Here is a 20,587-nt window from a genome sequence, read left to right on the forward strand (position 1 = left end):
CGTTCCGCCGCGGGGTCAGCCCCGGGACAGCACCGTCGTCAGCGCCTGGCGCAGCAGCGACGTCGGGTCCGGGGCCGGGCCCGGGGAGCGCCAGGCGACGAAGCCGTCGGGGCGGATGAGGATGGCGCCGTCGCGGGCCACGCCGTGGGCGCGGGCCCAGTCGGTGTCCGGGGTCTCCGGGAGGAGGTCGGTGCCGATGCGGTACGGGGTCAGGGGGACCCCCAGTTCCGCCGCCAGGGCGAGCGCCGCCTCGTGCCAGCCCGTCGGGTCCGTCGCGTCCGAGAGGAGGACCAGGTCGCGCTCGTACAGGTCGAGGGTGGAGACGCGGGTGTCGTCCGGTCGGCGGAGCCAGAGGTGGGGGGCCCGGCTGCCGGGGGCGCCCTGGAGGGAGAGGCCCTCCGGAACCACCGGGGTCGCCGGGTCGGCGCCGAGGACCGCGCCCTGGGGGTAGCGGTAGCCGAGGGCGACGTTGAGGATGCCGCGCTGGGGGCCGCCGCCGCCTCCGGTGGGCGCCGCGAAGCCGGGGTGGCTGTGCTCGGCGGAGCGGGCGGCGGCGCGGGCGCTGGTGGCCTCCGCGACGGGGCGGCGCTCGGCGTCGTAGGTGTCGAGGAGGCCGTCGCCCGCCCAGCCGTTCTGGACGGCGGCCAGCTTCCAGGCCAGGTTGTGGGCGTCCTGGATGCCGGTGTTGGAGCCGAAGGCGCCGGTCGGGGACATCTCGTGGGCCGAGTCGCCGGCCAGGAAGACGCGGCCCGAGCGGTAGGCGCGGGCCACCCGCTGGGCGGCGTGCCAGGGGGCCTTGCCGGTGAGGACGACGTCCAGGTCCGGGTCGCCGACCGCGCGGCGGATGTGCGCGGCGCAGCGCTCCTCGGTGAAGTCCTCCAGCGTCTCGCCCCGCTCGGGGTGCCAGGGGGCGTGGAAGACCCAGTTCTCCTTGTTGTCGACGGGGAGCAGGGCGCCGTCCGCGTCCGGGGTCGTCAGGTAGCAGACGATGAAGCGGCGGTCGCCGACCACGTCGGCCAGGCGGCGGGAGCGGAAGGTGATGCTGATGTTGTGGAAGAGGTCGCCGGGGCCGCTCTGACCGATGCCGAGCTGCTCGCGGATCGGGCTGCGCGGGCCGTCGGCGGCGACCAGGTGGTCGGCGCGGACGGTGGTGTGCTCGCCGGTCTCGCGGCTCTTGACGGTCGCGGTGACGCCGTCGGGGTCCGTCTCGAAGGACAGCAGCTCCGTGCCGAAGCGCAGGTCGCCGCCGAGTCGGCGGGCGTGGTTCAGGAGTTCGGGCTCCAGGTCGTTCTGGCTGCACAGGCACCACGCGCTGGGGCTGAAGCGGGCCAGGCCGCCGCCCGCGTCGATCTCCTTGAACAGCCACTCCCCGGCGTCGCCGACCAGCGTGGGCGTCTGGAGGATGCCGTGGTTGTCGGCGAGGGTCGCGGCGGCCTTCCGGATGTCCGGCTCGGTGCCGGAGACCCGGAACAGCTCCATGGTGCGGACGTTGTTGCCGCGCCCGCGCGGGTGGATGGAGGTGCCGGCGTGCTTCTCCACCAGCAGGTGGGGCACGCCGAGCCGGCCCAGGAAGACCGAGGTGGACAGGCCCACCAGGGATCCGCCGACGATCAGGACCGGCACGCGGTGCACGCCCGGTTCGGCTGGTGCGTTCATCGTTTCGTCCTCCGTTGCCTCGAGCCCGCTGATGACGTGACTGGTCATCCATGCCCCGTCACGCGCGTGGCGGCGCAGGCTTCACCCGCTTAACCCTCCTGGTTCGCGGAGCCCGCGGCACCGGCACACGATCGTGCTTACGCGACCGCCACGCCCGTCACGTCCCGCGTGTGACGTCCCGTGTGCGCCGGTCGTGCGCGCACCCCCCGCACATCCACTCCCCAAGAGTTCCCGAAGAGAGAGGTGGGCCGGATGCCGGTCTCCCCCGTCGTACCGACGGCTTCCCCGTCCACGGACGTCCCGGACGCCCCGGACGTCCGGGACACCCCCGCGCCCTCCGCCGCGCCGGGCGGCGTCTCGATCTCCGCGTTCGACGGATCGCGCGTACGGGTCGTCCTGATGCTGGACGTCCACGACGGGATGCAGCAGGAGTTCCTGGACGGCTACGAGCGCATCCGCGACCGCGTCGCCGCCGTGCCGGGCCACGTCAGCGACCAGCTGTGCCAGTCCCTGGAGAACCCCACGCAGTGGCTGCTGACCAGCGAGTGGGAGAGCGCGGCGCCCTTCCTGGCCTGGGTGAACAGCGACGAGCACCTGGACGCGGTGCAGCCCCTGCAGGACTGCGTCCGCGACACCCGCTCCCTGCGCTACAGCATCCTGCGCGAGACCCTGCCGGAGGCCGGCGCGGTGCCCGCGGCGGCGGGCGACCAGCTCACCGCGGGGCCCCGGATCGGCGACAACGTCGTGCGGCACGCGCTGACCTTCACCGTGCGGCCCGGCAGCGAGGAGAAGGTCGCCGAGCTGCTGGCCGGCTACCAGTCCCCGGACGCGGACGTGGACGCCGCGACCCGGCTGCTGCGCACCTCCCTGTTCATGCACGGCAACCGGGTGGTCCGGGCGGTGGAGGTGCAGGGCGACCTCCAGACGGCCCTGCGGCACGTGGCCAGGCAGCCCGGGGTGCGGGCGGTGGAGGAGGCGATGAACCCCCACCTGGAGGAGGACCGCGACCTCGACGACCCGCACTCCGCCCGCCGGTTCTTCACCCGGGCCGCGATGCCGGCCGTGCACCACGTGACGTCGGGCAGCGTGGCGGACACCGCCCGTCCGCAGCGGTGCGCGCTGCTCTACCCGGTGCGCGAGGGCGCCGGGCCCGAGCTGGCCCGGCTGCTGGCCCGGCAGGACACCTCCACCGCGTACACCCCGGACAGCCCGGTCCTCTCGGCCACCGTATTCCACCGCGACGACCTGGTGGTGCGCCTCGTCGACGTGGCGGGCGACCCGGACGAGGTGCCCGCGCACGTGCTCGGCCTGCACGAGGCCGGCGACGGCGCAGGCGTCGCCGTGGCCGAGCGGCTCCTCGACCTCGGCGCCGCCGGCATCGAGGGCTCCCTCACCGAGCCCCGCACGCTGTCGCTGCTGTTCGCGGCGGCCCGGATGACGCCGGTGACCGACCGGCGCGCGCCCGTCGTCTCCTGACGCCCCACCCGCCCGAACCCTTCTCAGACCCCGTCGACCGTCCTCACGGAGAGACCCACATGACCAACCAGCAGGCACGCATCGTCTCCCTCGGCGACACCGCGCCCAACACCCGCCGCGGCGGTGACATCCGCGCCATCCTGACGCCGACCACCGCCGGGTCGACCAGCGGCTTCATGGGTGTGGCCATCATCCAGCCGGGCGAGAAGATCGCCGAGCACTACCACCCGTACTCCGAGGAGTTCGTGTACGTCACCGAGGGCGCCCTGGAGGTGGACCTGGACGGGTCCCCGTACGCGCTGGCCACCGGTCAGGGGCTGCTCGTCCCGGAGAACGTGCGCCACCGCTTCCGCAACCCCGGCTCCGTCGAGGCGCGCATGGTCTTCCACCTGGGTCCGCTGGCGCCCCGCCCCGAGCTGGGCCACGTGGACACCGAGGACGCGGCCGGCAACCCGATCCAGCACCTGGCGCCGCACGAGGTCCGCGCGGCGCACGGCACCCAGGACGCCGGGGCCTGCTGCGCCGGGCAGGCGGCGGGGCAGAACGCCGGGCACACCGCAGGACACGCGGCCGCGCAGGAGCGTCCGGCCGCCGCGGCCGAGGCGGTGTCATGACGCGGCGCCGGGTCGCGGTCACCGGGATAGGCGTCGTCGCCCCCGGCGGGATCGGCGCCCCCCAGTTCTGGAGCCTGCTGTCCGAGGGGCGCACGGCCACCCGCCGCATCTCCCTGTTCGACCCGGCGGGGCTGCGCTCGCAGATCGCCGCCGAGTGCGACTTCGACCCCGCCGCGCACGGCCTGGACCTCGCCACGATCCAGCGCAACGACCGCTACGTGCAGTTCGCGCTGGTCGCGGCGGCCGAGGCCGTCAAGGACGCGCGGCTCGACCTGGGCCGCACCGACCCGTGGCGGGCCGGGGCCACCCTGGGCACCGCGGTCGGCGGCACCACCCGCCTGGAGCACGACTACGTGCTGGTCAGCGAGCGGGGCGCGCGCTGGGACGTGGACGGCAAGCGGGCCGAGCCGCAGCTGGAGCGGGCCTTCACCCCGGCGACCCTGTCGTCGGCGGTGGCCGAGGAGTTCGGCTGCCAGGGGCCGGTGCAGACGGTGTCCACCGGGTGCACCTCGGGCCTGGACGCGGTCGGGTACGCCTACCACGCGGTCGCCGAGGGCCGCATGGACGTCTGCCTGGCGGGCGCGGCGGACTCCCCCATCTCGCCGATCACCATGGCCTGCTTCGACGCCATCAAGGCGACCTCGCCGAACAACGACGACCCGGCGCACGCCTCCCGCCCCTTCGACGCCGACCGCAACGGCTTCGTGATGGGCGAGGGCGCGGCGGTGCTCGTCCTGGAGGACCTGGAGCACGCCCGGGCCCGCGGCGCGGAGATCTACTGCGAGGTCTCCGGCTACGCGACCTTCGGCAACGCCTACCACATGACCGGGCTCACCAAGGAGGGCCTGGAGATGGCCCGGGCCATCGACACCGCGCTCGGCATGGCGGAGCTGACCGGCTCGGACGTCGACTACGTCAACGCGCACGGCTCGGGCACCCTGCAGAACGACCGGCACGAGACGGCGGCGGTCAAGCGGTCCCTGGGCGACCACGCCTACGCGACCCCGATGAGCTCGATCAAGTCGATGGTGGGCCACTCGCTCGGCGCGATCGGCTCCATCGAACTGGCCGCGTGCGTCCTGGCCATGGCCCACCAGGTGGTGCCGCCGACGGCCAACTACACCACTCCTGACCCGGAGTGCGATCTGGACTACGTGCCCCGCGAGGCGCGCGAGCGGGCCCTGCGGCACGTGCTGAGCGTGGGCAGCGGCTTCGGCGGCTTCCAGTCCGCGGTGGTGCTGAGCGCCACCGACGGCGGGCGCTCCCTGAGCGGAAGAGGAGGGCCGCGATGAGCGGACGACAAGGGCCCCGGCGCGCGGTCGTCACCGGGCTCGGCGTGGTGTCCCCGCACGGGGTCGGCGTCGAGGCGTTCTGGAAGGCGACCGTGGACGGCGCCAGCAGCCTGGGGCCGGTCACCCGGGACGGCTGCGACCAGTTGCCGCTGCGGGTGGCGGGCGAGGTGCCCGGCTTCGACGCGGCCGAGCTGGTCGAGGACCGCTACCTGGTGCAGACCGACCGCTTCACCCACTTCGCGCTGACCGCGGCGCAACTGGCCCTCGCGGACGCCCGGTTCGGACGGGCCGACGTCACCTCGCCGTACTCGGTCGGGGTGGTCACGGCGGCCGGTTCGGGCGGCGGCGAGTTCGGGCAGCGCGAGCTGCAGAACCTGTGGGGCCAGGGCTCCAAGTACGTGGGCCCGTACCAGTCGATCGCCTGGTTCTACGCGGCCAGCACCGGCCAGATCTCCATCCGCAACGACTTCAAGGGGCCGTGCGGTGTGGTGGCCGCCGACGAGGCGGGCGGTCTGGACGCGCTGGCGCAGGCGGCGCTCGCGGTGCGCGGCGGCACCGACACGGTGGTCTGCGGCGCGACGGAGGCGCCGCTGGCGCCGTACTCCATCGTCTGCCAGCTGGGCTATCCCGAGCTGAGCCGGGAGAGTGCGCCCGAGCGCGCCTATCTGCCCTTCACCGACGCGGCCCGCGGGTTCGCGCCGGCCGAGGGCGGGGCGGTGCTCCTGGTGGAGGCCGAGGAGGCGGCGCGCCGGCGCGGCGCGGAGGCGCGGGCGACGGTGGCCGGGCACGCGGCGACCTTCACCGGCGCCTCGCGGTGGGACCGGTCGCGGGCCGGCCTCGCCCGGGCCATCGAGGGCGCGCTGGCGGAGGCCGGCTGCCGGCCCGAGGACGTGGACGTGGTCTTCGCCGACGCCCTCGGCATCCCGGAGGCCGACCGGGCGGAGGCCGGCGCGCTGGCCGACGCACTCGGCGCGCACGCGGCACGGGTGCCGGTGACGGCGCCCAAGACCGGCACGGGCCGGGCGTACTGCGCGGCGCCGGTCCTCGACGTGGCGACGGCGGTGCTCGCGATGGAGCACGGGCTGATCCCGCCGACCCCGAACGTCATCGACGTCGCCTGTGATCTCGACCTGGTGACCGGGCGGGCGCGGGCCGCCGAGCCGCGCACGGCACTGGTCCTGGGCCGGGGGCTGATGGGCTCCAACGCGGCGCTGGTGCTGCGCAAGGGGGCCGCACCGGCCGCCGGCTGACATCCCACCGGCTGACATCCCAAGTGAGTGGAACCGAGTGAAGGAGCACCTCCGCATGACCGAGCAAGTGGATTACCAGGTGACCGTCGAGGAGCTGTCGGCGCTCATGAAGCGCACCGCCGGCGTGCACGTCGACCCGGCCGCCCTCGAGCAGCAGGCCGACGCCGGCTTCGACACCTTCGGCCTGGACTCCCTCGGCCTGCTGGGCATCGTGGCCGAGCTGGAGAAGCGCCACGGCCTGGGCCTGCCCGAGAACGCCGAGCGCTGCAAGACGCCCGCGGACTTCCTCGCGCTGGTCAACGGCGCCCTCAGGACGGGAGTGTGACCATGGCAGGGCACACCGAGAACGAGATCGTCGTCGCCGCGCCGATGGAGCTGGTCTGGGACATGACCAACGACATCGAGGGCTGGCCCCGGCTGTTCAGCGAGTACGCCTCCGTGGACGTCCTGGAGCGGGACGGCGCCAAGGTCACCTTCCGGCTGACCATGCACCCGGACGAGAACGGCACGGTGTGGAGCTGGGTCTCCGAGCGCACCGCCGACCCGGCCTCCCGCTCGGTGCGGGCCCGCCGGGTGGAGACCGGTCCGTTCCAGTTCATGGACATCGTCTGGGAGTACGCCGAGACGCCCGAGGGCGTGCGGATGCGCTGGGTGCAGGACTTCGCGATGAAGCCGGACGCGCCGGTGGACGACGCCTGGATGACGGACAACATCAACCGCAACTCGCGCACCCAGATGGCGCTCATCCGGGACAAGATCGAGCAGGCCGCGGGCGAGGGCCGGCGTCCCGCCGCAGCCGTCGCCGAGTGAAGGGGAGTTCCACCGTGCACCACACCCTGATCGTCGCCCGGATGGCCCCGGGCGCGGCGCCGGACATCGCGAAGGTGTTCGGCGAGTCCGACCGCGGCGAGCTGCCCCACCTGGTGGGGGTCTCCCGGCGCAGTCTCTTCGAGTTCGGCGACGGCGTGTACCTGCATCTCATCGAGAGCGAGCAGGACCCGGCGCCGGCCATCGCGAAGCTGACCGGGCACCCGGAGTTCCGGGCGGTCAGCGAGCGCCTGGAGCCGTACGTGTCCGCGTACGACCCGGAGACCTGGCGGTCCCCGCAGGACGCGATGGCGCGCTGCTTCTACCGCTGGGAGCGCACGCCGGCCACGGCCGGCTGACGGCGTCACGCACTGCGTCGGGGTCGCCCGGGAATCTCCGGGCGACCCCGACGCATGTGCGGGCATGATCGGACCATGACGTCATCCTTCGATCCGCACGCCCTGCTGGCCGCGAGCCGCCTCGGCGTGCTCGCCACGATCAAGTCCGACGGCCGCCCGCAGCTCTCCCCCGTCATGCCGTCCTACGACCGGGAGGCGGGCGTCGTCCGCGTCTCCACCCGGGACGGCCTGGCCAAGACGGCGAACCTGCGCCGCGACCCGCGCGCCGCCCTGGAGGTCACCGCGCCCGACGGCCGCTCCTGGGCCACCGCCGAGGGCACCGTCACCCTCACCGGACCCGGCACCGATCCGCACGGGCCGGAGGTCGAGGCGCTGGTGGCGTACTACCGGGCCGCCGCCGGCGAGCACCCGGACTGGGACGAGTACCGCGCTTCGATGGTCGCCGACCGCCGGGTGCTGATCACCCTCGCGGTGGAGCGGGTGTACGGGGCGGACCTGGGCTGAGCAGAGGCGCCGCCGTGTACGTACCTCCAGGCGCACGCACCCCCGCAGTCCCCCGTGTCGCCTGGAGGCAACCATGCGCCCGTCCCGCCGCAGGGCCGGAGTCGTCGTCCTGCTCGGTGTGCTGGGCCTGACCCTGGCCGCGCTCGCCTTCCCGGGGCTGCTCGGCCTCGGGCAGGCCGCCGGCGGCGGCCAGGACCGGGTCGTGGCCGGCACGAAGTACGGGCCGCTCACGGAGGCGGACCGGGACTTCGTGGTCAAGGTGCGGGCCGCCGGGCTGTGGGAGTACCCGCTGGGCGAGCTGGCGATGCGGCGCGGCACCACGCCGGCGGTGCGCACGGCCGGCATGCACCTGGTGGTCGGGCACGCGGGGCTCGACGCGCTGTGCCGGCAGATCGCGCCCGAGCTGGGCATCACGCTGCCCAACCGGGCCTCGCCGCAGCAGGAGGGGTTCGTGGCGACGGTGGACGCGCGCGAGGGCAAGGCGTTCGACGCCGCCGCCGTGCACATCATGCGGGTGACGCACGGGCAGATCTTCCCGGTGGTCGCCGGGATCCGGGCGACCACGAGGAACACCCTGGTACGGCGGCTGGCCGACCTGGCCAACGACACCGTCCTGGACCACATGACGGTCCTGGAGCGGACCGGTCTGGTCGGCTTCGACAAGGTGACCTTCGAGCAGACCGGCCCCGGCAAGCTGCCCGCCGCCAAGGTGACCCCGCCCCCGCCGGACCCGGGTGAGCGGGTGCTGGTGCTGAGGCCGCGGCCGGACCTGAAGCTGAACACGGCGACTCCGGTGCCGTCGCCGGCGCACTGACCCCGGCCCCGTCCCGGGGGAGGCTCAGGCGCTGCGCCTGCGGGAGGCCGTCTTCTTCGCGGGGGCCGCCTTCTTGGCGGCGGTGCCCTTGGCCGCCGCCGGCTTCCTCTGACCCGAACGCCCTCCGGACGCGGTGGACTTGGCGGTCGCCTTCTTCTCCGCGGCGGCCGTCTTCTTGGCCGCGGTCTTCTTCGCCGCGGCCGAGGTGGACTTCTTGCCGCCGGTCTCCTTCGGGGTCCGCCGCAGGGAACGGACGTCGGCCGCCGGCTCCTCCTCGCCCCGGGACTCGCGGGCCGCGGCGACGCTGCTCTCCAGGGCGGCCATCAGGTCGAGCACCTTGCCGGAGGAGGCCGGCTCGGGCGTCTGCGGGGGCGCCTCACCGGCCGACTTCGCGGCGACGACCTCCTCCAGCGCCTCCTGGTACTCGTCGTGCAGGTCGGCGAGGTCGATCTCGCCGAGGGTGTCCATCAGGGCGTCCGCGAGGTCCAGCTCCTGGTCGCGCACGGTGACCCCGGCGTCGGGGGCGACGCCCTCGGGGGCGCGCACCTCGTCCGGCCAGAGCAGGCCGTGCATCGCGATGGCGTCGCCGACCACGCGCAGCATGCCGAGCCGCTCCCGCCCGCGCAGGGCGAACTTGGCGATGGCGACGCGGTTGCTCCGCTTCAGCGCCTCGCGCAGCAGGGTGTACGGCTTGGCGGCGGGGGCGCCGGAGGCGGCGAGGTAGTAGGCGGAGCCCATCTGGAGCGGGTCGATGCGGTCGCCGGGGACGAAGGCGACGATCTCGATGGTGCGGGCGGTCGGGATGGGCAGGTGGGAGAGGTCCTCGTCGGTGATCGGGATCATCGAGCCGTCCGCGTCCTCGTACGCCTTGCCGATCTCGCTCTGGGCGACCTCGCGGTCCTCCAGCTCGCAGACCTTGCGGTAGCGGATCCGGCCGCCGTCCTCGGCGTGGATCTGGCGGAAGGAGATGGCGTGGCTCTCGGTCGCGTTCACCAGCTTGATCGGGATGCTGACCAGGCCGAAGGAGATGGCGCCGTTCCAGATGGATCGCACGTGCCGCACCTTTCCCCGCGAGGCCCGCGTTGCCTTACGGGCGTTTTGTCCACGTTTCGTGAGACTCTCATGGTATGGCGCCTATCACGGTGGTGGAGGGGCGGCGGGTGCCGCTGAGCAATCTGGAGAAGGTGCTGTATCCGGCCACCGGCCTCACCAAGGCGGAGGTGCTGCACCACTACGCGACGACCGCGCCGGTGCTGCTGCCGCATCTGCGGGACCGCCCGGTGTCCTTCCTGCGCTACCCGGACGGGCCGGACGGCGAGGTGTTCTTCACCAAGAACGTGCCGCCGGGTACGCCCGACTGGGTCACCACGGCCGAGGTCGCCCGCTCCGAGGGGCCCGCGCGGATGGTCCTGGTGCAGGACCTGCCGAGCCTGATGTGGGCGGCGAACCTGGTGACCGAGTTCCACACCCACCAGTGGACGGCCGGGCACCCCGAGGAGGCCGACCGGCTGGTCTTCGACCTCGACCCCGGCCCGCCCGCCACCGTCGTGCAGTGCTGCGCGGCCGCGCTGTGGCTGCGGGAGCGGCTGGCGGCGGACGGCGTCGAGGCGTACGCGAAGACCTCGGGCGCGAAGGGGCTGCACCTGCTGGCGGCGGTGCGCGGGGCGTCCTCGGAGCGGGTGTCGGAGTACGCGAAGGCGCTGGCCGTGGAGGCGGAGCGGGCGCTGCCTGAGCTGGTGGTGCACCGGATGACGCGGAGCCTGCGGCCCGGGAAGGTCTTCGTGGACTGGAGCCAGAACGCCGCCCGCAAGACGACGGCCACCCCCTACACGCTGCGGGCGCGCACCGAGCCGGCCGTGTCCACGCCGGTGACCTGGGAGGAGGTGGCGGCGTGCCGGCGGCCGGAGGAGCTGGTGTTCGGGGTGGCGGACATCGCGCCCCGGGTGGCCGAGCACGGCGACCTGCTGGAGCCGTTGTTCGCCGACCGCCGACCCGAGGTGCCGTAGCCGGCGTTCAGAGGCCCGCCCACGTCCCCCGGTCCCGCGCGAGGGCGTGCAGCGCCTCCACGTCCGCCGGCTTCAGGGTGCCGCCCAGCCGGGCGAGGCCGGCCAGCTCCCCGCCGGTGAGGACGCGCAGCCCGCGGGGCTCGGCGGTCAGGGCGACGGCCGCCGGGTCGACCAGGACGAGGACGGGCCGGACCTCGGCGGTCAGGGCGTGCGCCGCGCGGTCGGCGTCGGCGCGGACCCGGCGCAGCAGCGGGCGCGGCTCGCCCCGGCCGAGGCCCACCAGCGGGTCGGCGATGTGCACGCGCTGCCGGCGGGCGGGCAGCACGTGCAGGGCGTAGAGGCCGCCGGGCCCGATCAGCAGGTGGTGCAGGCGGTCGCCGCCGGGCAGCGGGAGGGAGTGCAGGGCGCGCCAGCCGGCGCCGTCGAGCCCGTCGAGCACCGCGCCGGTGGCCTGCTCGGCGGCGAGCGCCCGGCGCCGCGGGTCGGGGCGCAGCCGGGGTCCGGGGCGGCCGGGGTCGCGGTCCAGGGCGACGAGGAGGGCCTCGCCGGGGCGGTTGGGGGCGAGGTCGTCGTCGGGGTGCAGGGCGAGGCGGGCCAGTTCGGCGGGGCCGGGTACGGGGGGCGGGCCGACGGTGACCGGGCCGGTGAGGAAGGGGCCGAGCGCGGTGAGGACGTCCTCGCGGCGGTCGGCGTGCAGGAGGCTGACGCGGGCGTCGTCGCGGTCGTACCAGGCGAGGTCGGAGCCGTCGGTGCCGCAGACGTGGAGCAGCTCCCGGCCGTGCCGGCGGATCGGTACGACGCGCAGTCCGCTCATGCGCACATCACCTCCCGACCATGGGACCAGGCGGGGTGCTGCGGGGGCAAGAACCGGGCTACCTTTGACGAGAGTTGGGCCGAATGGTGTGGGGAGGTCCCTGTTGCGCACCCGCGGTGAGCGACCCGACGTGCCGGCTCCCGACCGGCCGTGGCACGAGATCGTGCCGGGGCTGTGGATGGGCGGCCACGAGTACCGCCGGTCCGCCGGACGCCTTGAGCTCGCCGTGGTGCGGGACGAGTTCGATCTGGTCCAGACGCTGCTGCGGCTGCCGGGGCACGGCCCGGACGCCGGCGTCGAGCACCAGGTGTGGCCGATTCCCGACGGGCCCCTGGACGGCACCCAGCTCGCCGGCGTGATCCGGCTGGCGGACGCGGCGGTGGACGCCGTGGACCGGGGCCGGCGGGTCCTGGTCCGCTGCTTCCACGGCTACAACCGCTCCGGCCTCGTCGTCGCGCACGCGCTGATGCGCCGGGGCGTCGGGGCGGAGGAGGCCATCCGGCTGGTGCGGGCCCGCCGCTCGCCGTGGGCGCTGCACAACGAGCTGTTCGAGGCGTATCTGCGCACGGGGCCGGCCACGGCCCGGCTCCTGGAGGAGCTGGCCGAATAGCGCCGGGGGACCTGGCGTACAAAATGGACTTCCGTCCGAATAAGGTGAAGCGGTCCGGTCCGTTTACACCTCGCGGGCGATGCCCCGACCCCAGGAGTGCCGTGTTCCCCCGCCCCCGCGCGCGCAGCCGATCGCGTCGCCGCGCCCTCGCCGCCCTGGCGCCGGCCGCGCTGCTCGCGACGGCCGCGGTCGGCTGCGGCGACGCCGGCGGGCTGCGCGGCGCGGGGACGGCGCCGACCGCGCACAGCCCGGCGCGGCTCTGGCCGGACCTGACGCCGGCGTCGAGTCCGGCGTACGACATCGGCGAGGTGGACACCGAGGTGCTGAAGGGAGTCGCCGTCCCCGGCGGCGACATCCGCCGGGTGGATCCTGCCGCGGCGGTGCGCGCGGAGATCGCCGCGCACCCGGACGACTACCGGGGCGCCAAGGCCCACTACCGCGGGACCGCCGACCGGATGGCCGACTGCGCCGCGGGCGGCGATCGCGACCGCTGCCCGGTGCTCACCCCGTACTACCGCGACCTCACCGGCGACGGCCGCGCCGACATGACCCTCGGCTTCGAGCTGCTGCCCGCGAAGATGACCGCCGTGCGCGTCTACACCGTCGAGAAGGGCCGCCTGGTGCGGGTGATGTCCTACGACGACGCGGTCAGCGGCGTCGAGCTGGCCGGGCGGTCGCTGATCGTCCGCTCGCCCTCGGAGGTCGCCGGCTACGAGTACCGCCTGCAGTGGAGCTGGGACGGCGACCAGCGGGCGATGCTGCTCACCCACGACGAGATGCTGCGCACCGGCCGCGGGAAGAAGCACCCGCCGCGCACCGGTCCGTCCCCGAGCCCCTCGGCGAGCGCCGGATGAGATGCGCGCTCCCCCGGTGGGCCGGCCCGCTGGCCGTGAAGGCCGCCGTGTTCATCACCGTGATGTGCTGCGCGCTGGCCGCGCTGCTCGGCGTCCTGGTGCACGTCTCGGTGACCGACCAGACCGTCGGCCGGGCCCGCGACACCGCCCTGGCCCGGCTGCGGGACGCGACCGAGGCGTACGAGGCCGGGGACCAGCCGCGACCCGGCGCGGGCGTCGACCCGCCGGGGCTGCCGGCCGAGCTGCGGGAGCTGGCGGCCTCGGGGCGGCGCGGCACGGTGGTCGCGGAGACCGACGGGCGGCCGACCATGTGGGCGGCGGGCCCGGCCGACGGCGGGCGGGCGCTCGCGGTGCGGGTCGACCACGCCCAGGGCGAGCGCACCATCCAGGGCCTCGACCGGGCCATCGTCTGGTCCTCGGCCCTGGCCATCGGCGCGACCCTGCTGGTCGGGGCGTTCGCGGTGACCCGGGTGACGCGCCGGCTGCACACCACGGCGCGGGTGGCCCGGCGCATCACCGCCGGCGACCTCGACGCGCGGGTGGGTGATCCCCTGACCCGGGACCCGGCGCGTTCGCAGGACGAGGTGGCCGCGGTGGCCGCCGCCCTGGACTCGATGGCGGCCTCCCTGCAGGGCAAGCTCCTCGCCGAGCAGCGCTTCACCGCGGACGTCGCGCACGAGCTGCGCACCCCGCTCACCGGCCTGCACGCGGCGGCCGAGCTGCTGCCGCCTGGCCGCCCGACCGAGCTGGTGCGCGACCGGGTCGCGGCGCTGCGCACGCTCACCGAGGACCTGCTGGAGATCTCCCGTCTGGACAGCGGCCGTGAGCTGCTGGAGGTGGACACCGAGGCGCTGGGCGCGCTGGCCGGCCGGGTCGCCCGGGGCGCCGGGGCGGGCACCCGCGTGGAGGTGGTGCGGGACGCCCGGGTGGAGACCGACCGGCGGCGCCTGGAGCGGGTGCTCGGCAACCTGGTCGGCAACGCGCACGGGCACGGGCGGGCGCCGGTCGTGCTGACCGTCGACGGGCCGGTGATCACCGTGCGCGACCACGGCGACGGCTACCCCGGCTACCTCCTCGCGCACGGCCCGCAGCGCTTCCGCACCGAGGGCGGCTCGAAGGGCCACGGCCTGGGCCTGACCATCGCGCTGGGCCAGGCGGAGGTGCTGGGGGCCCGGCTGGACTTCGCGAACCCGCCCGGCGGCGGGGCGCTGGCCACGCTGACGCTGCCTCAGCAGCCCTGAGCGCGGGACACGGCGGGAGACGTCCGCCTGTTGGCGCAGCACAACGGCGCACACACCCTGCCAGGTGGGTAGGTTCCGGACATGACGAAGGCCGCAGCCGGCACCGGCATCACCGTGGCACCGGGGGACGCGCCCGCTCCCCTCGCGCCCCTGGCCCGGCGCCGGGGCGTCGAGCTGGCCCTGATCGTCATGGCCGTCCTGCTGTCGGTCTTCGGTTACTGCAACGTCGGCCTGGCCCAGGAGGGCAGCCTGCCGCCGGGCGCCGCCGGCTACGGGGCGGGGCTCGGCGTCCTCGCGCTCCTCGCGCATCTGGCGGTGCGGCTGCGGGCCCCGTGGGCCGACCCGCTGCTGCTGCCGATCGGGGTGCTGCTCAACGGCCTCGGCCTGGTCCTCATCTACCGGCTCGACCTGGAGACGCCGGGCGACCGGGCGGCGCCCACCCAGCTGGTGTGGTCCACGCTCGGGGTCGCCCTGTTCATCGTGGTCGTCCTGCTGCTGCGCGACCACCGGGTGCTCACCCGGTACGCCTACGTGTGCGTGGCCGCCGCGCTTGTCCTGCTCACCGTGCCGATCCTCTTCCCGTCGGTGAACGGCGCCCGGATCTGGATCCGCGTCGGCGACTTCTCCATCCAGCCCGGCGAGTTCGCGAAGGTGCTGCTCGCGGTGTTCTTCGCCGCCTACCTCGCGGCGAACCGCAGCGCGCTGGCGTACGCCGGGCGGCGGGTGTGGGGGCTGCAACTGCCGACCGGGCGGGTGCTCGGGCCGATCGTGGCGGTGTGGCTGGTCAGCGTGCTGGTCCTGGTCCTGGAGCGCGACCTCGGCACCTCGCTCCTCTTCTTCGGCCTCTTCGTGGTGCTGCTGTACGTCGCCACCGGCCGCACCGGCTGGATCGCCGTCGGCCTGCTGCTCGCGGTGCTCGGCGCGGTGGCGGTGGGCTGGCTGGAGCCGCACGTGCACAGCCGGGTGGAGGACTGGCTGCACCCCTTCGCCTCCATCGACGCCGGGGACGGCCCCAACCAGCTGGCCCAGTCGCTGTTCGCCTTCGCGGCGGGCGGGGTGACCGGCACCGGGCTCGGGCTCGGGCACTCGGTGCTCATCGGGTTCGCGGTGAAGTCGGACTTCATCCTGGCGACGGCCGGTGAGGAGCTGGGCTTCCTCGGCCTGACCGCGATCTTCCTGCTGTACGCGCTGCTGGTGGAGCGCGGCTACCGGGCGGGGCTCGGCGCGCGGGACCCCTTCGGGCGGCTGCTCGCGGTGGGGCTGTCGTCCATCGTCGCGCTCCAGGTGTTCGTCATCGCGGGCGGGGTGACGGGGCTGATCCCGCTGACCGGCATGGCGATGCCGTTCCTGGCGCAGGGCGGCTCCTCGGTGGTCACCAACTGGGCGATCGTGGCCCTGCTGATCCGCGTCAGCCATGCGGCACGCAGTCCCGCCGGGGGCACGGCGTGACCCGGCGACACGGGCCCGCCGGGGGGCCGTCGTGACCCGGCACATCCGGTACGCCGCCTTCCTGTGCGCCCTGCTCCTCGCCGCGCTGGTGGTCAACGCGGCCCGCGTGCAGCTCGTGCAGGCCCCGGAGTACGCCGGGAACCCGGCCAACCGGCGCCCGGACATCGCCCGCTACCAGCAGCCGCGCGGCAACATCCTGGTCGGCGGCGAGCCGGTCACCGGCTCCCGGGACACCGGCCAGCACCTGCGCTACGAACGGACCTACGCGCAGGGCCCGATGTACGCGCCGGTCACCGGCTTCGCCTCCCAGGTGTACGGCACGTCGCTCCTGGAACACGCCGAGGACCGCCTGCTCTCCGGCGCCGACCCGGTGCTCGCGCCGCTGCCGCTGTGGCACGACGTCACGGGCGCCCCCAACCCCGGCGGCGACGTCGTCACCACGATCAACGGGGCGGCGCAGCGGGCGGCGTTCGAGGGTCTGGGCAAGCGGAAGGGGGCGGTGGCGGCGATCGAGCCGTCGACGGGGCGGATCCTGGCCCTCGCCTCGACCCCGTCGTACGACCCCGCGCGGCTGTCGGGCAACGGCGCGGACGCCGCCGCGACCTGGTCGCTGCTGAACGGCGACCCGGACAGGCCGATGCTCAACCGGGCGGTGCGGCAGACGTACCCGCCGGGCTCGACGTTCAAGGTGGTCACCGCGGCGGCGGCCCTGGACGCGGGCGTGCTCCGGGATCTGGACGCGCCGACCCGCTCCCCCGACCCGTACACCCTGCCCGGCACCCGGACCAAGCTGACCAACGAGGGCGAGGGGTGCCGGGACGCCTCGCTGCGGGACGCCTTCGAGTGGTCCTGCAACACGGTGTTCGCCAAGCTCGGCGTGGACGTCGGCGTGGCCCGCATGGCGGCGACGGCGGGGGCCTTCGGCTTCAACGACAAGGGTCTGCGGATCCCGTTCGCGGCGGCGCCCAGCACCTTCGACACAACGGTGGACCGCGCGCAGCTCGCCCTGTCCTCGATCGGGCAGTACAACACCCGGGCCACGCCTCTCCAGATGGCGATGGTGGCGGCGGCGGTGGCCGACGGCGGGCTGGTGCGCACGCCGTACCTGGTGGAGCGCACCCAGCGGGCGGGCGGCGCCCTGCTGGCGACGGCGGGCTCGCGGCCCTCGCGGGAGGCGATGCGCCCGGCGACGGCCCGGCGGCTGAAGGAGCTGATGGCGGGCGTGGTGGAGCACGGCACCGGCGCGAACGCGGCCATCCCCGGCGCGGTCGTCGGCGGCAAGACGGGCACCGCCCAGCACGGCCTGGGCAACTCGGGCCGCCCCTACGCCTGGTTCATCTCCTGGGCCCAGCGCACGTCGGAACTCCAGCCGAAGGTGGCGGTCGCCGTGGTGGTCGAGGGCTCGGCGGCCCGCCGCGAGGACATCAGCGGCGGCGGCCTCGCGGCACCGATCGCGCGGGCGGTGATGGCGGCGGTGCTCGGCCCGTGAGACGGGGGCGTCGACCGGACTTCGTGGACGCCGAAGGTGGTGCCAGGTCCACCCCCCGCCGGGGTGCTGGGCCGCTGGTGGGCCCGGTGGGCCGCTCATAGCGTCGGAGCATGACGGAAACCACGAACGGACGACGAACGGGCACCACCAGGCGGACGGCGCTGCGCGGCCTGGGAATCGCGGTGGGAGGCATGGCCCTGACCGGCGGCCTCGGGGCCTCACCAGCGGCGGCGGAGGCGCGTCGCGGACCCACCACCTACGTACTGGTGCACGGTACACACAGCGCCGGCGCGTTCTGGATGCCGATCGCGCGCGAGCTGTCCCTGCGCGGTCACCGGGTCGTGATGGTGGATCAGCCGCGGCACGGCACGCGGGCCTTCGTCCCGGAGTCGTACCAGCGGCAGGACCTCGCCGCGATGGCGGTCGAGCCGTCCCCGCTGAAGGGCCTCGGCCTCGACGACTACGAGGCACGCGTCACGGGCATCGTGCGGCGCGCGGCGCGGGGCGGCCCGGTGGTGCTGGTCGGGCACAGCCTGGGTGGCGTTTCGGTCAGCCGGGTCGGCGACGCCGTCCCGCACCTGCTCCACCACGTCTGCTACATGGCGGCCTTCTGCCCCAGCCGTGCCCTGCCCACGGCGGACGCCTGCACGGCGGCACCCGAGAACGCCGACGCGGTCAGCCCGGTCGAGCTGACGGTGGGTGACCCCGACCGGCTCGGGGTGCTGCGGCTGAACTTCCGCACGGGTGACCGCCGTGCGCTGGCCCTGCTGAAGGAGATGATCTGCGCCGACTACCCCGACGCCGACTTCCGCCGGATCCTGGCCGGCATGCAGACCGACGAGCCCATCGCCGCCTACGCGGGCCGAGCGGTCGGCCGGGCGGACAGCTGGGGGCGCGTTCCCCGCACCTACCTGCGCTTCGGCAGGGACCGGACGATCGCCACCGCGCTCCAGGACAGGATGGTCGCGGAGGCCGACGCGCTCACACCCGGCAACCGCTTCCGCGTCCACGACTTTCCCGAGGCGTCGCACGTGGGCCCGCTGGACCCCGGCCCCGTCGCGGCGGCCCTGGACACACTCGCGGCATAGGCGTCGCCGGGCCGACCCGGTCGCGGCGCGGGCGATCGGTTCGGCCAAAGTCCCGTCCAGGGGATTGACGCGCTTGCTGACACGCAGTCTTATAAGACAGGTGGGTGACCCGTGGGTGCGGTCGCCCGTGGTGCCAGCCGATCCGGACGCGACCCCGCACGACGAGGTGGACAGCCATGACGACCCTGACGGATGCCGACGCGCTCGACGGGCTGCGTGACGCGCTCGGGCTGCTCAAGGACCGGGAGCAGGTGGCCGAGCGGCTGCTCGACTCCTCCGCGAAGCACTCCTTCGACCCGGACAAGGAGCTGGACTGGGACGCGCCCTTCGAGGAGGGCAAGTGGTTCTGGCCGCCTGAGCTGGTCTCGCTGTACGACACCCCGCTGTGGAAGCGGATGGGCGAGGAGCAGCGCATCCTGCTCTCCCAGCACGAGGCGGCGGCGCTGGCCTCGCTCGGCATCTGGTTCGAGCTGATCCTGATGCAGCTGCTCGTGCGGCACGTCTACGACAAGTCGGCGACCAGCGCGCACGTGCGGTACGCGCTGACCGAGATCGAGGACGAGTGCCGGCACTCCAAGATGTTCGCCCGGCTGATCTCCCGCGGCGAGACGCCCTGGTACCAGGTCAGCCCGCTGCACCAGCACCTCGGCCGGCTGTTCAAGACCATCTCCACCACCCCGGGCTCCTTCACCGCGACCCTGCTCGGCGAGGAGGTCCTGGATTGGATGCAGCGGCTGACCTTCCCCGACGAGCGCGTCCAGCCGCTGGTGCGCGGCGTCACCCGCATCCACGTCGTGGAGGAGGCCCGGCACGTGCGCTACGCCCGTGAGGAGCTGCGCCGCCAGATGGTGACGGCCCCGAAGTGGTCGCAGGAGTTCACCCGGATCACCTCAGGCGAGTTCGCCCGCGTCTTCTCCCGCGCCTTCGTCAACCCCGAGGTCTACACCAACGTCGGCCTGGACAAGCGCGAGGCCCTGGCCCAGGTCGAGGCCAGCGGCCACCGCCGGGAGGTCATGCAGACCGGCGCGAAGCGCCTGACGGACTTCCTGGACGACATCGGCGTACTGCGCGGCGTCGGCCGACGGCTGTGGCGGGCGTCGGGGCTGCTGGCGTAGCGGCTACGCGAGGTTCAGCTGCCAGGACACCCCGAAGCGGTCGTTCACCCAGGCGAACCTGGTGCTGAAGCCGTACGAGCCGAGCGGCATCAGCTCCTCGCCACCGTCGGCCAGGGCGCCGTGCAACCGCTCCAGCTCCGCGTCGTCGTCGCACTCGACGAACAGCGACACCGCCGGGGTGAACCCGAACGCGTGCTTCACGTGACTGTCGATGCACATGATCCGCTGCCCGGCGAGCGAGAACGTGGCCCGCACCACCGTGCCGGGCTCCCCCGGACCCTGCTCGCCGTACCGCGAGACGTCCAGCACCCGCCCGTCCTCGAACAGCGACGTGTAGAAGGTCATCGCCTCCTCCGCCCGGCCCTCGAACATGAGGAACGGCGTGATCTTCTGCGCCATCGCGGCCATGCTGCTGCCCTCCTGGTACGGGGTGGTATCGGCCACCGCTTCCCCGACGAGGCTAGGCGACGGCGATTAGGCTCGGTGGCATGACACCGTCCGCGCCCGTCCCCGCCTACCGCCGGCTCAGTATCGAGGAGCGGCGGCGGCAGCTGCTCGACGCGGCGCTCGCGTTGTTCGCGCACCGGGCGCCGGAGGAGGTGTCCCTCGACGACGTGGCGGAGCGGGCGGGGGTGTCGCGGCCCCTGGTGTACCGGTACTTCCCGGGCGGCAAGCAGCAGCTCTACGAGGCCGCGCTCGGGTCGGCCGCGGCGGAGCTGCGGGAGTGCTTCGACGAGCCCCGGCAGGGCCCGCTGCTCGGCCGGCTCTCCCGCGCCCTCGACCGGTACCTGGCCTTCGTGGACGGGCACGACACCGGGTTCAGCGCGCTGCTCCAGGGCGGCAGCGTGGTGGAGACCTCGCGGACCTCGGCCACCGTGGACTCGGTGCGCCGGTCGGCCGCCGCGCACATCATCAGCCACCTGGAGGTCGCCGAGCCGGGGCCCCGGCTGCGGATGACGGTGCGGATGTGGATCACCGCGGTCGAGGCGGCCTCGCTGATCTGGCTGGACGAGGAGAAGCAGCCGCCGGTGGAGGAGCTGCGGGACTGGCTGGTGGAGCAGTTCGTGGCGGTCCTCGCGGTCACCGCGCGGCGCGACCCGCAGACGGCGGCGCTGGTCGAGGCGCTCGCGGCGGAGGTCTGACACCGGC

The 20,587-nt window shown here is 74.5% G+C and carries 21 protein-coding genes and 1 pseudogene; 18 read left to right on the forward strand and 4 right to left on the reverse strand.

All coding sequences use genetic code 11. The annotated features are described in order from the left end of the window. Positions 1 to 15: 15 nt before the first annotated feature. The gene (locus ACGFZL_RS22930; RefSeq protein WP_393694255.1) at positions 16 to 1,656 is read right to left on the reverse strand and encodes an FAD-dependent oxidoreductase; all 1,641 of its coding nucleotides are present in this window, start codon (positions 1,654 to 1,656) and stop codon (positions 16 to 18) included. A 252-nt stretch (positions 1,657 to 1,908) separates the two neighbouring features. Here ACGFZL_RS22930 and ACGFZL_RS22935 point away from each other — a divergent pair, with 252 nt between their 5' ends. The 9 genes and pseudogenes from ACGFZL_RS22935 to ACGFZL_RS22975 all read left to right on the forward strand — a co-directional run bounded on the left by ACGFZL_RS22935 (position 1,909) and on the right by ACGFZL_RS22975 (position 8,772). Then, positions 1,909 to 3,132, forward strand: a complete 1,224-nt coding sequence (locus ACGFZL_RS22935; protein WP_393694257.1) for a SchA/CurD-like domain-containing protein — start codon at positions 1,909 to 1,911, stop codon at positions 3,130 to 3,132. Between the two features lie 59 nt (positions 3,133 to 3,191). Further along, positions 3,192 to 3,585, forward strand: a pseudogene (locus tag ACGFZL_RS22940) (cupin domain-containing protein); the annotation flags it as partial. A gap of 157 nt (positions 3,586 to 3,742) precedes the next feature. Beyond that, positions 3,743 to 5,038 carry a beta-ketoacyl-[acyl-carrier-protein] synthase family protein gene (locus ACGFZL_RS22945; protein WP_393694259.1) on the forward strand — a complete coding sequence of 432 codons (1,296 nt, stop codon included), beginning with the start codon at positions 3,743 to 3,745 and terminating at the stop codon, positions 5,036 to 5,038. After that, the gene (locus ACGFZL_RS22950; protein ID WP_355169754.1) at positions 5,035 to 6,288 is read left to right on the forward strand and encodes a beta-ketoacyl synthase N-terminal-like domain-containing protein; all 1,254 of its coding nucleotides are present in this window, start codon (positions 5,035 to 5,037) and stop codon (positions 6,286 to 6,288) included. Before ACGFZL_RS22945 ends, ACGFZL_RS22950 begins: the two co-directional genes overlap by 4 nt. A gap of 55 nt (positions 6,289 to 6,343) precedes the next feature. Then, positions 6,344 to 6,613, forward strand: a complete 270-nt coding sequence (locus tag ACGFZL_RS22955; RefSeq protein WP_393694262.1) for an acyl carrier protein — start codon at positions 6,344 to 6,346, stop codon at positions 6,611 to 6,613. 2 nt (positions 6,614 to 6,615) lie between these two features. After that, a complete protein-coding gene (locus ACGFZL_RS22960; RefSeq protein ID WP_355169750.1) occupies positions 6,616 to 7,098 on the forward strand; it encodes an SRPBCC family protein in 483 nt (160 codons plus the stop codon). Positions 7,099 to 7,112: 14 nt separating this feature from the next. After that, positions 7,113 to 7,454: a TcmI family type II polyketide cyclase gene (locus ACGFZL_RS22965; protein WP_355169748.1), complete on the forward strand. Its 342-nt coding sequence runs from the start codon at positions 7,113 to 7,115 to the stop codon at positions 7,452 to 7,454. A gap of 75 nt (positions 7,455 to 7,529) precedes the next feature. Further along, positions 7,530 to 7,958 carry a PPOX class F420-dependent oxidoreductase gene (locus ACGFZL_RS22970; RefSeq protein WP_393694264.1) on the forward strand — a complete coding sequence of 143 codons (429 nt, stop codon included), beginning with the start codon at positions 7,530 to 7,532 and terminating at the stop codon, positions 7,956 to 7,958. 73 nt (positions 7,959 to 8,031) lie between these two features. Then, entirely contained in the window at positions 8,032 to 8,772 is a 741-nt protein-coding gene (locus tag ACGFZL_RS22975) for a DUF4142 domain-containing protein (RefSeq protein WP_393694266.1), read from the forward strand. Positions 8,773 to 8,796: 24 nt separating this feature from the next. On the opposite strand, the gene ACGFZL_RS22980 is transcribed toward ACGFZL_RS22975, so the two are convergent. Beyond that, the gene (locus ACGFZL_RS22980; protein WP_393694268.1) at positions 8,797 to 9,834 is read right to left on the reverse strand and encodes a Ku protein; all 1,038 of its coding nucleotides are present in this window, start codon (positions 9,832 to 9,834) and stop codon (positions 8,797 to 8,799) included. 65 nt (positions 9,835 to 9,899) lie between these two features. Between ACGFZL_RS22980 and ligD the strand changes: the two genes are divergently transcribed. Continuing rightward, a complete protein-coding gene (gene ligD, locus ACGFZL_RS22985; RefSeq protein WP_393694270.1) occupies positions 9,900 to 10,778 on the forward strand; it encodes a non-homologous end-joining DNA ligase in 879 nt (292 codons plus the stop codon). Positions 10,779 to 10,785: 7 nt separating this feature from the next. On the opposite strand, the gene ACGFZL_RS22990 is transcribed toward ligD, so the two are convergent. Then, positions 10,786 to 11,592, reverse strand: a complete 807-nt coding sequence (locus ACGFZL_RS22990) for a nuclease-related domain-containing protein (RefSeq protein ID WP_393694272.1) — start codon at positions 11,590 to 11,592, stop codon at positions 10,786 to 10,788. 103 nt (positions 11,593 to 11,695) lie between these two features. On the opposite strand from ACGFZL_RS22990, the gene ACGFZL_RS22995 reads away from it, so the two are divergent. The 7 genes from ACGFZL_RS22995 (at position 11,696) to ACGFZL_RS23025 (ending at position 19,438) form a co-directional block, all read left to right on the forward strand. Continuing rightward, positions 11,696 to 12,202 (forward strand): dual specificity protein phosphatase family protein, encoded by a 507-nt coding sequence (locus tag ACGFZL_RS22995; protein ID WP_393694274.1) that lies wholly within the window; start codon positions 11,696 to 11,698, stop codon positions 12,200 to 12,202. A gap of 101 nt (positions 12,203 to 12,303) precedes the next feature. Beyond that, on the forward strand, positions 12,304 to 13,056 hold the full coding sequence (locus ACGFZL_RS23000) for a hypothetical protein (protein ID WP_393694276.1): 753 nt from the start codon (positions 12,304 to 12,306) through the stop codon (positions 13,054 to 13,056). Continuing rightward, positions 13,053 to 14,297: an ATP-binding protein gene (locus tag ACGFZL_RS23005; protein WP_393694278.1), complete on the forward strand. Its 1,245-nt coding sequence runs from the start codon at positions 13,053 to 13,055 to the stop codon at positions 14,295 to 14,297. Before ACGFZL_RS23000 ends, ACGFZL_RS23005 begins: the two co-directional genes overlap by 4 nt. Before the next feature lie 81 nt (positions 14,298 to 14,378). Beyond that, on the forward strand, positions 14,379 to 15,746 hold the full coding sequence (locus ACGFZL_RS23010; RefSeq protein ID WP_393694280.1) for an FtsW/RodA/SpoVE family cell cycle protein: 1,368 nt from the start codon (positions 14,379 to 14,381) through the stop codon (positions 15,744 to 15,746). A gap of 31 nt (positions 15,747 to 15,777) precedes the next feature. Next, on the forward strand, positions 15,778 to 17,235 hold the full coding sequence (locus ACGFZL_RS23015) for a penicillin-binding transpeptidase domain-containing protein (protein WP_393694282.1): 1,458 nt from the start codon (positions 15,778 to 15,780) through the stop codon (positions 17,233 to 17,235). A gap of 191 nt (positions 17,236 to 17,426) precedes the next feature. Beyond that, positions 17,427 to 18,323 (forward strand): alpha/beta fold hydrolase, encoded by an 897-nt coding sequence (locus ACGFZL_RS23020; protein ID WP_393694456.1) that lies wholly within the window; start codon positions 17,427 to 17,429, stop codon positions 18,321 to 18,323. A gap of 176 nt (positions 18,324 to 18,499) precedes the next feature. Then, positions 18,500 to 19,438: a diiron oxygenase gene (locus ACGFZL_RS23025; protein WP_355169726.1), complete on the forward strand. Its 939-nt coding sequence runs from the start codon at positions 18,500 to 18,502 to the stop codon at positions 19,436 to 19,438. Positions 19,439 to 19,441: 3 nt separating this feature from the next. Here the strand turns inward: ACGFZL_RS23025 and ACGFZL_RS23030 are convergent, their stop codons facing one another. Then, on the reverse strand, positions 19,442 to 19,882 hold the full coding sequence (locus tag ACGFZL_RS23030) for a VOC family protein (RefSeq protein WP_355169724.1): 441 nt from the start codon (positions 19,880 to 19,882) through the stop codon (positions 19,442 to 19,444). A gap of 44 nt (positions 19,883 to 19,926) precedes the next feature. On the opposite strand from ACGFZL_RS23030, the gene ACGFZL_RS23035 reads away from it, so the two are divergent. Next, complete coding sequence (locus ACGFZL_RS23035; RefSeq protein WP_393694285.1) at positions 19,927 to 20,580, forward strand: TetR/AcrR family transcriptional regulator; 654 nt, start codon at positions 19,927 to 19,929, stop codon at positions 20,578 to 20,580. The last annotated feature ends 7 nt before the right edge of the window (positions 20,581 to 20,587 follow it).

The sequence above is a fragment of the Streptomyces sp. NPDC048182 genome, from assembly GCF_043202555.1.
GTDB lineage: Bacteria > Actinomycetota > Actinomycetes > Streptomycetales > Streptomycetaceae > Streptomyces.

Excerpts from the sequence above, each read along its gene's own strand:
- ACGFZL_RS22930 (WP_393694255.1), bottom strand. The coding sequence starts at position 1,656 with ATGAACGCACCAGCCGAACCGGGCGTGCACCGCGTGCCGGTCCTGATC.
- ACGFZL_RS22935 (WP_393694257.1), top strand. The coding sequence starts at position 1,909 with ATGCCGGTCTCCCCCGTCGTACCGACGGCTTCCCCGTCCACGGACGTC.
- ACGFZL_RS22945 (WP_393694259.1), top strand. The coding sequence starts at position 3,743 with ATGACGCGGCGCCGGGTCGCGGTCACCGGGATAGGCGTCGTCGCCCCC.
- ACGFZL_RS22950 (WP_355169754.1), top strand. The coding sequence starts at position 5,035 with ATGAGCGGACGACAAGGGCCCCGGCGCGCGGTCGTCACCGGGCTCGGC.
- ACGFZL_RS22955 (WP_393694262.1), top strand. The coding sequence starts at position 6,344 with ATGACCGAGCAAGTGGATTACCAGGTGACCGTCGAGGAGCTGTCGGCG.
- ACGFZL_RS22960 (WP_355169750.1), top strand. The coding sequence starts at position 6,616 with ATGGCAGGGCACACCGAGAACGAGATCGTCGTCGCCGCGCCGATGGAG.
- ACGFZL_RS22970 (WP_393694264.1), top strand. The coding sequence starts at position 7,530 with ATGACGTCATCCTTCGATCCGCACGCCCTGCTGGCCGCGAGCCGCCTC.
- ACGFZL_RS22975 (WP_393694266.1), top strand. The coding sequence starts at position 8,032 with ATGCGCCCGTCCCGCCGCAGGGCCGGAGTCGTCGTCCTGCTCGGTGTG.
- ligD (WP_393694270.1), top strand. The coding sequence starts at position 9,900 with ATGGCGCCTATCACGGTGGTGGAGGGGCGGCGGGTGCCGCTGAGCAAT.
- ACGFZL_RS22990 (WP_393694272.1), bottom strand. The coding sequence starts at position 11,592 with ATGAGCGGACTGCGCGTCGTACCGATCCGCCGGCACGGCCGGGAGCTG.
- ACGFZL_RS23005 (WP_393694278.1), top strand. The coding sequence starts at position 13,053 with ATGAGATGCGCGCTCCCCCGGTGGGCCGGCCCGCTGGCCGTGAAGGCC.
- ACGFZL_RS23010 (WP_393694280.1), top strand. The coding sequence starts at position 14,379 with ATGACGAAGGCCGCAGCCGGCACCGGCATCACCGTGGCACCGGGGGAC.
- ACGFZL_RS23020 (WP_393694456.1), top strand. The coding sequence starts at position 17,427 with ATGGCCCTGACCGGCGGCCTCGGGGCCTCACCAGCGGCGGCGGAGGCG.
- ACGFZL_RS23025 (WP_355169726.1), top strand. The coding sequence starts at position 18,500 with ATGACGACCCTGACGGATGCCGACGCGCTCGACGGGCTGCGTGACGCG.
- ACGFZL_RS23035 (WP_393694285.1), top strand. The coding sequence starts at position 19,927 with ATGACACCGTCCGCGCCCGTCCCCGCCTACCGCCGGCTCAGTATCGAG.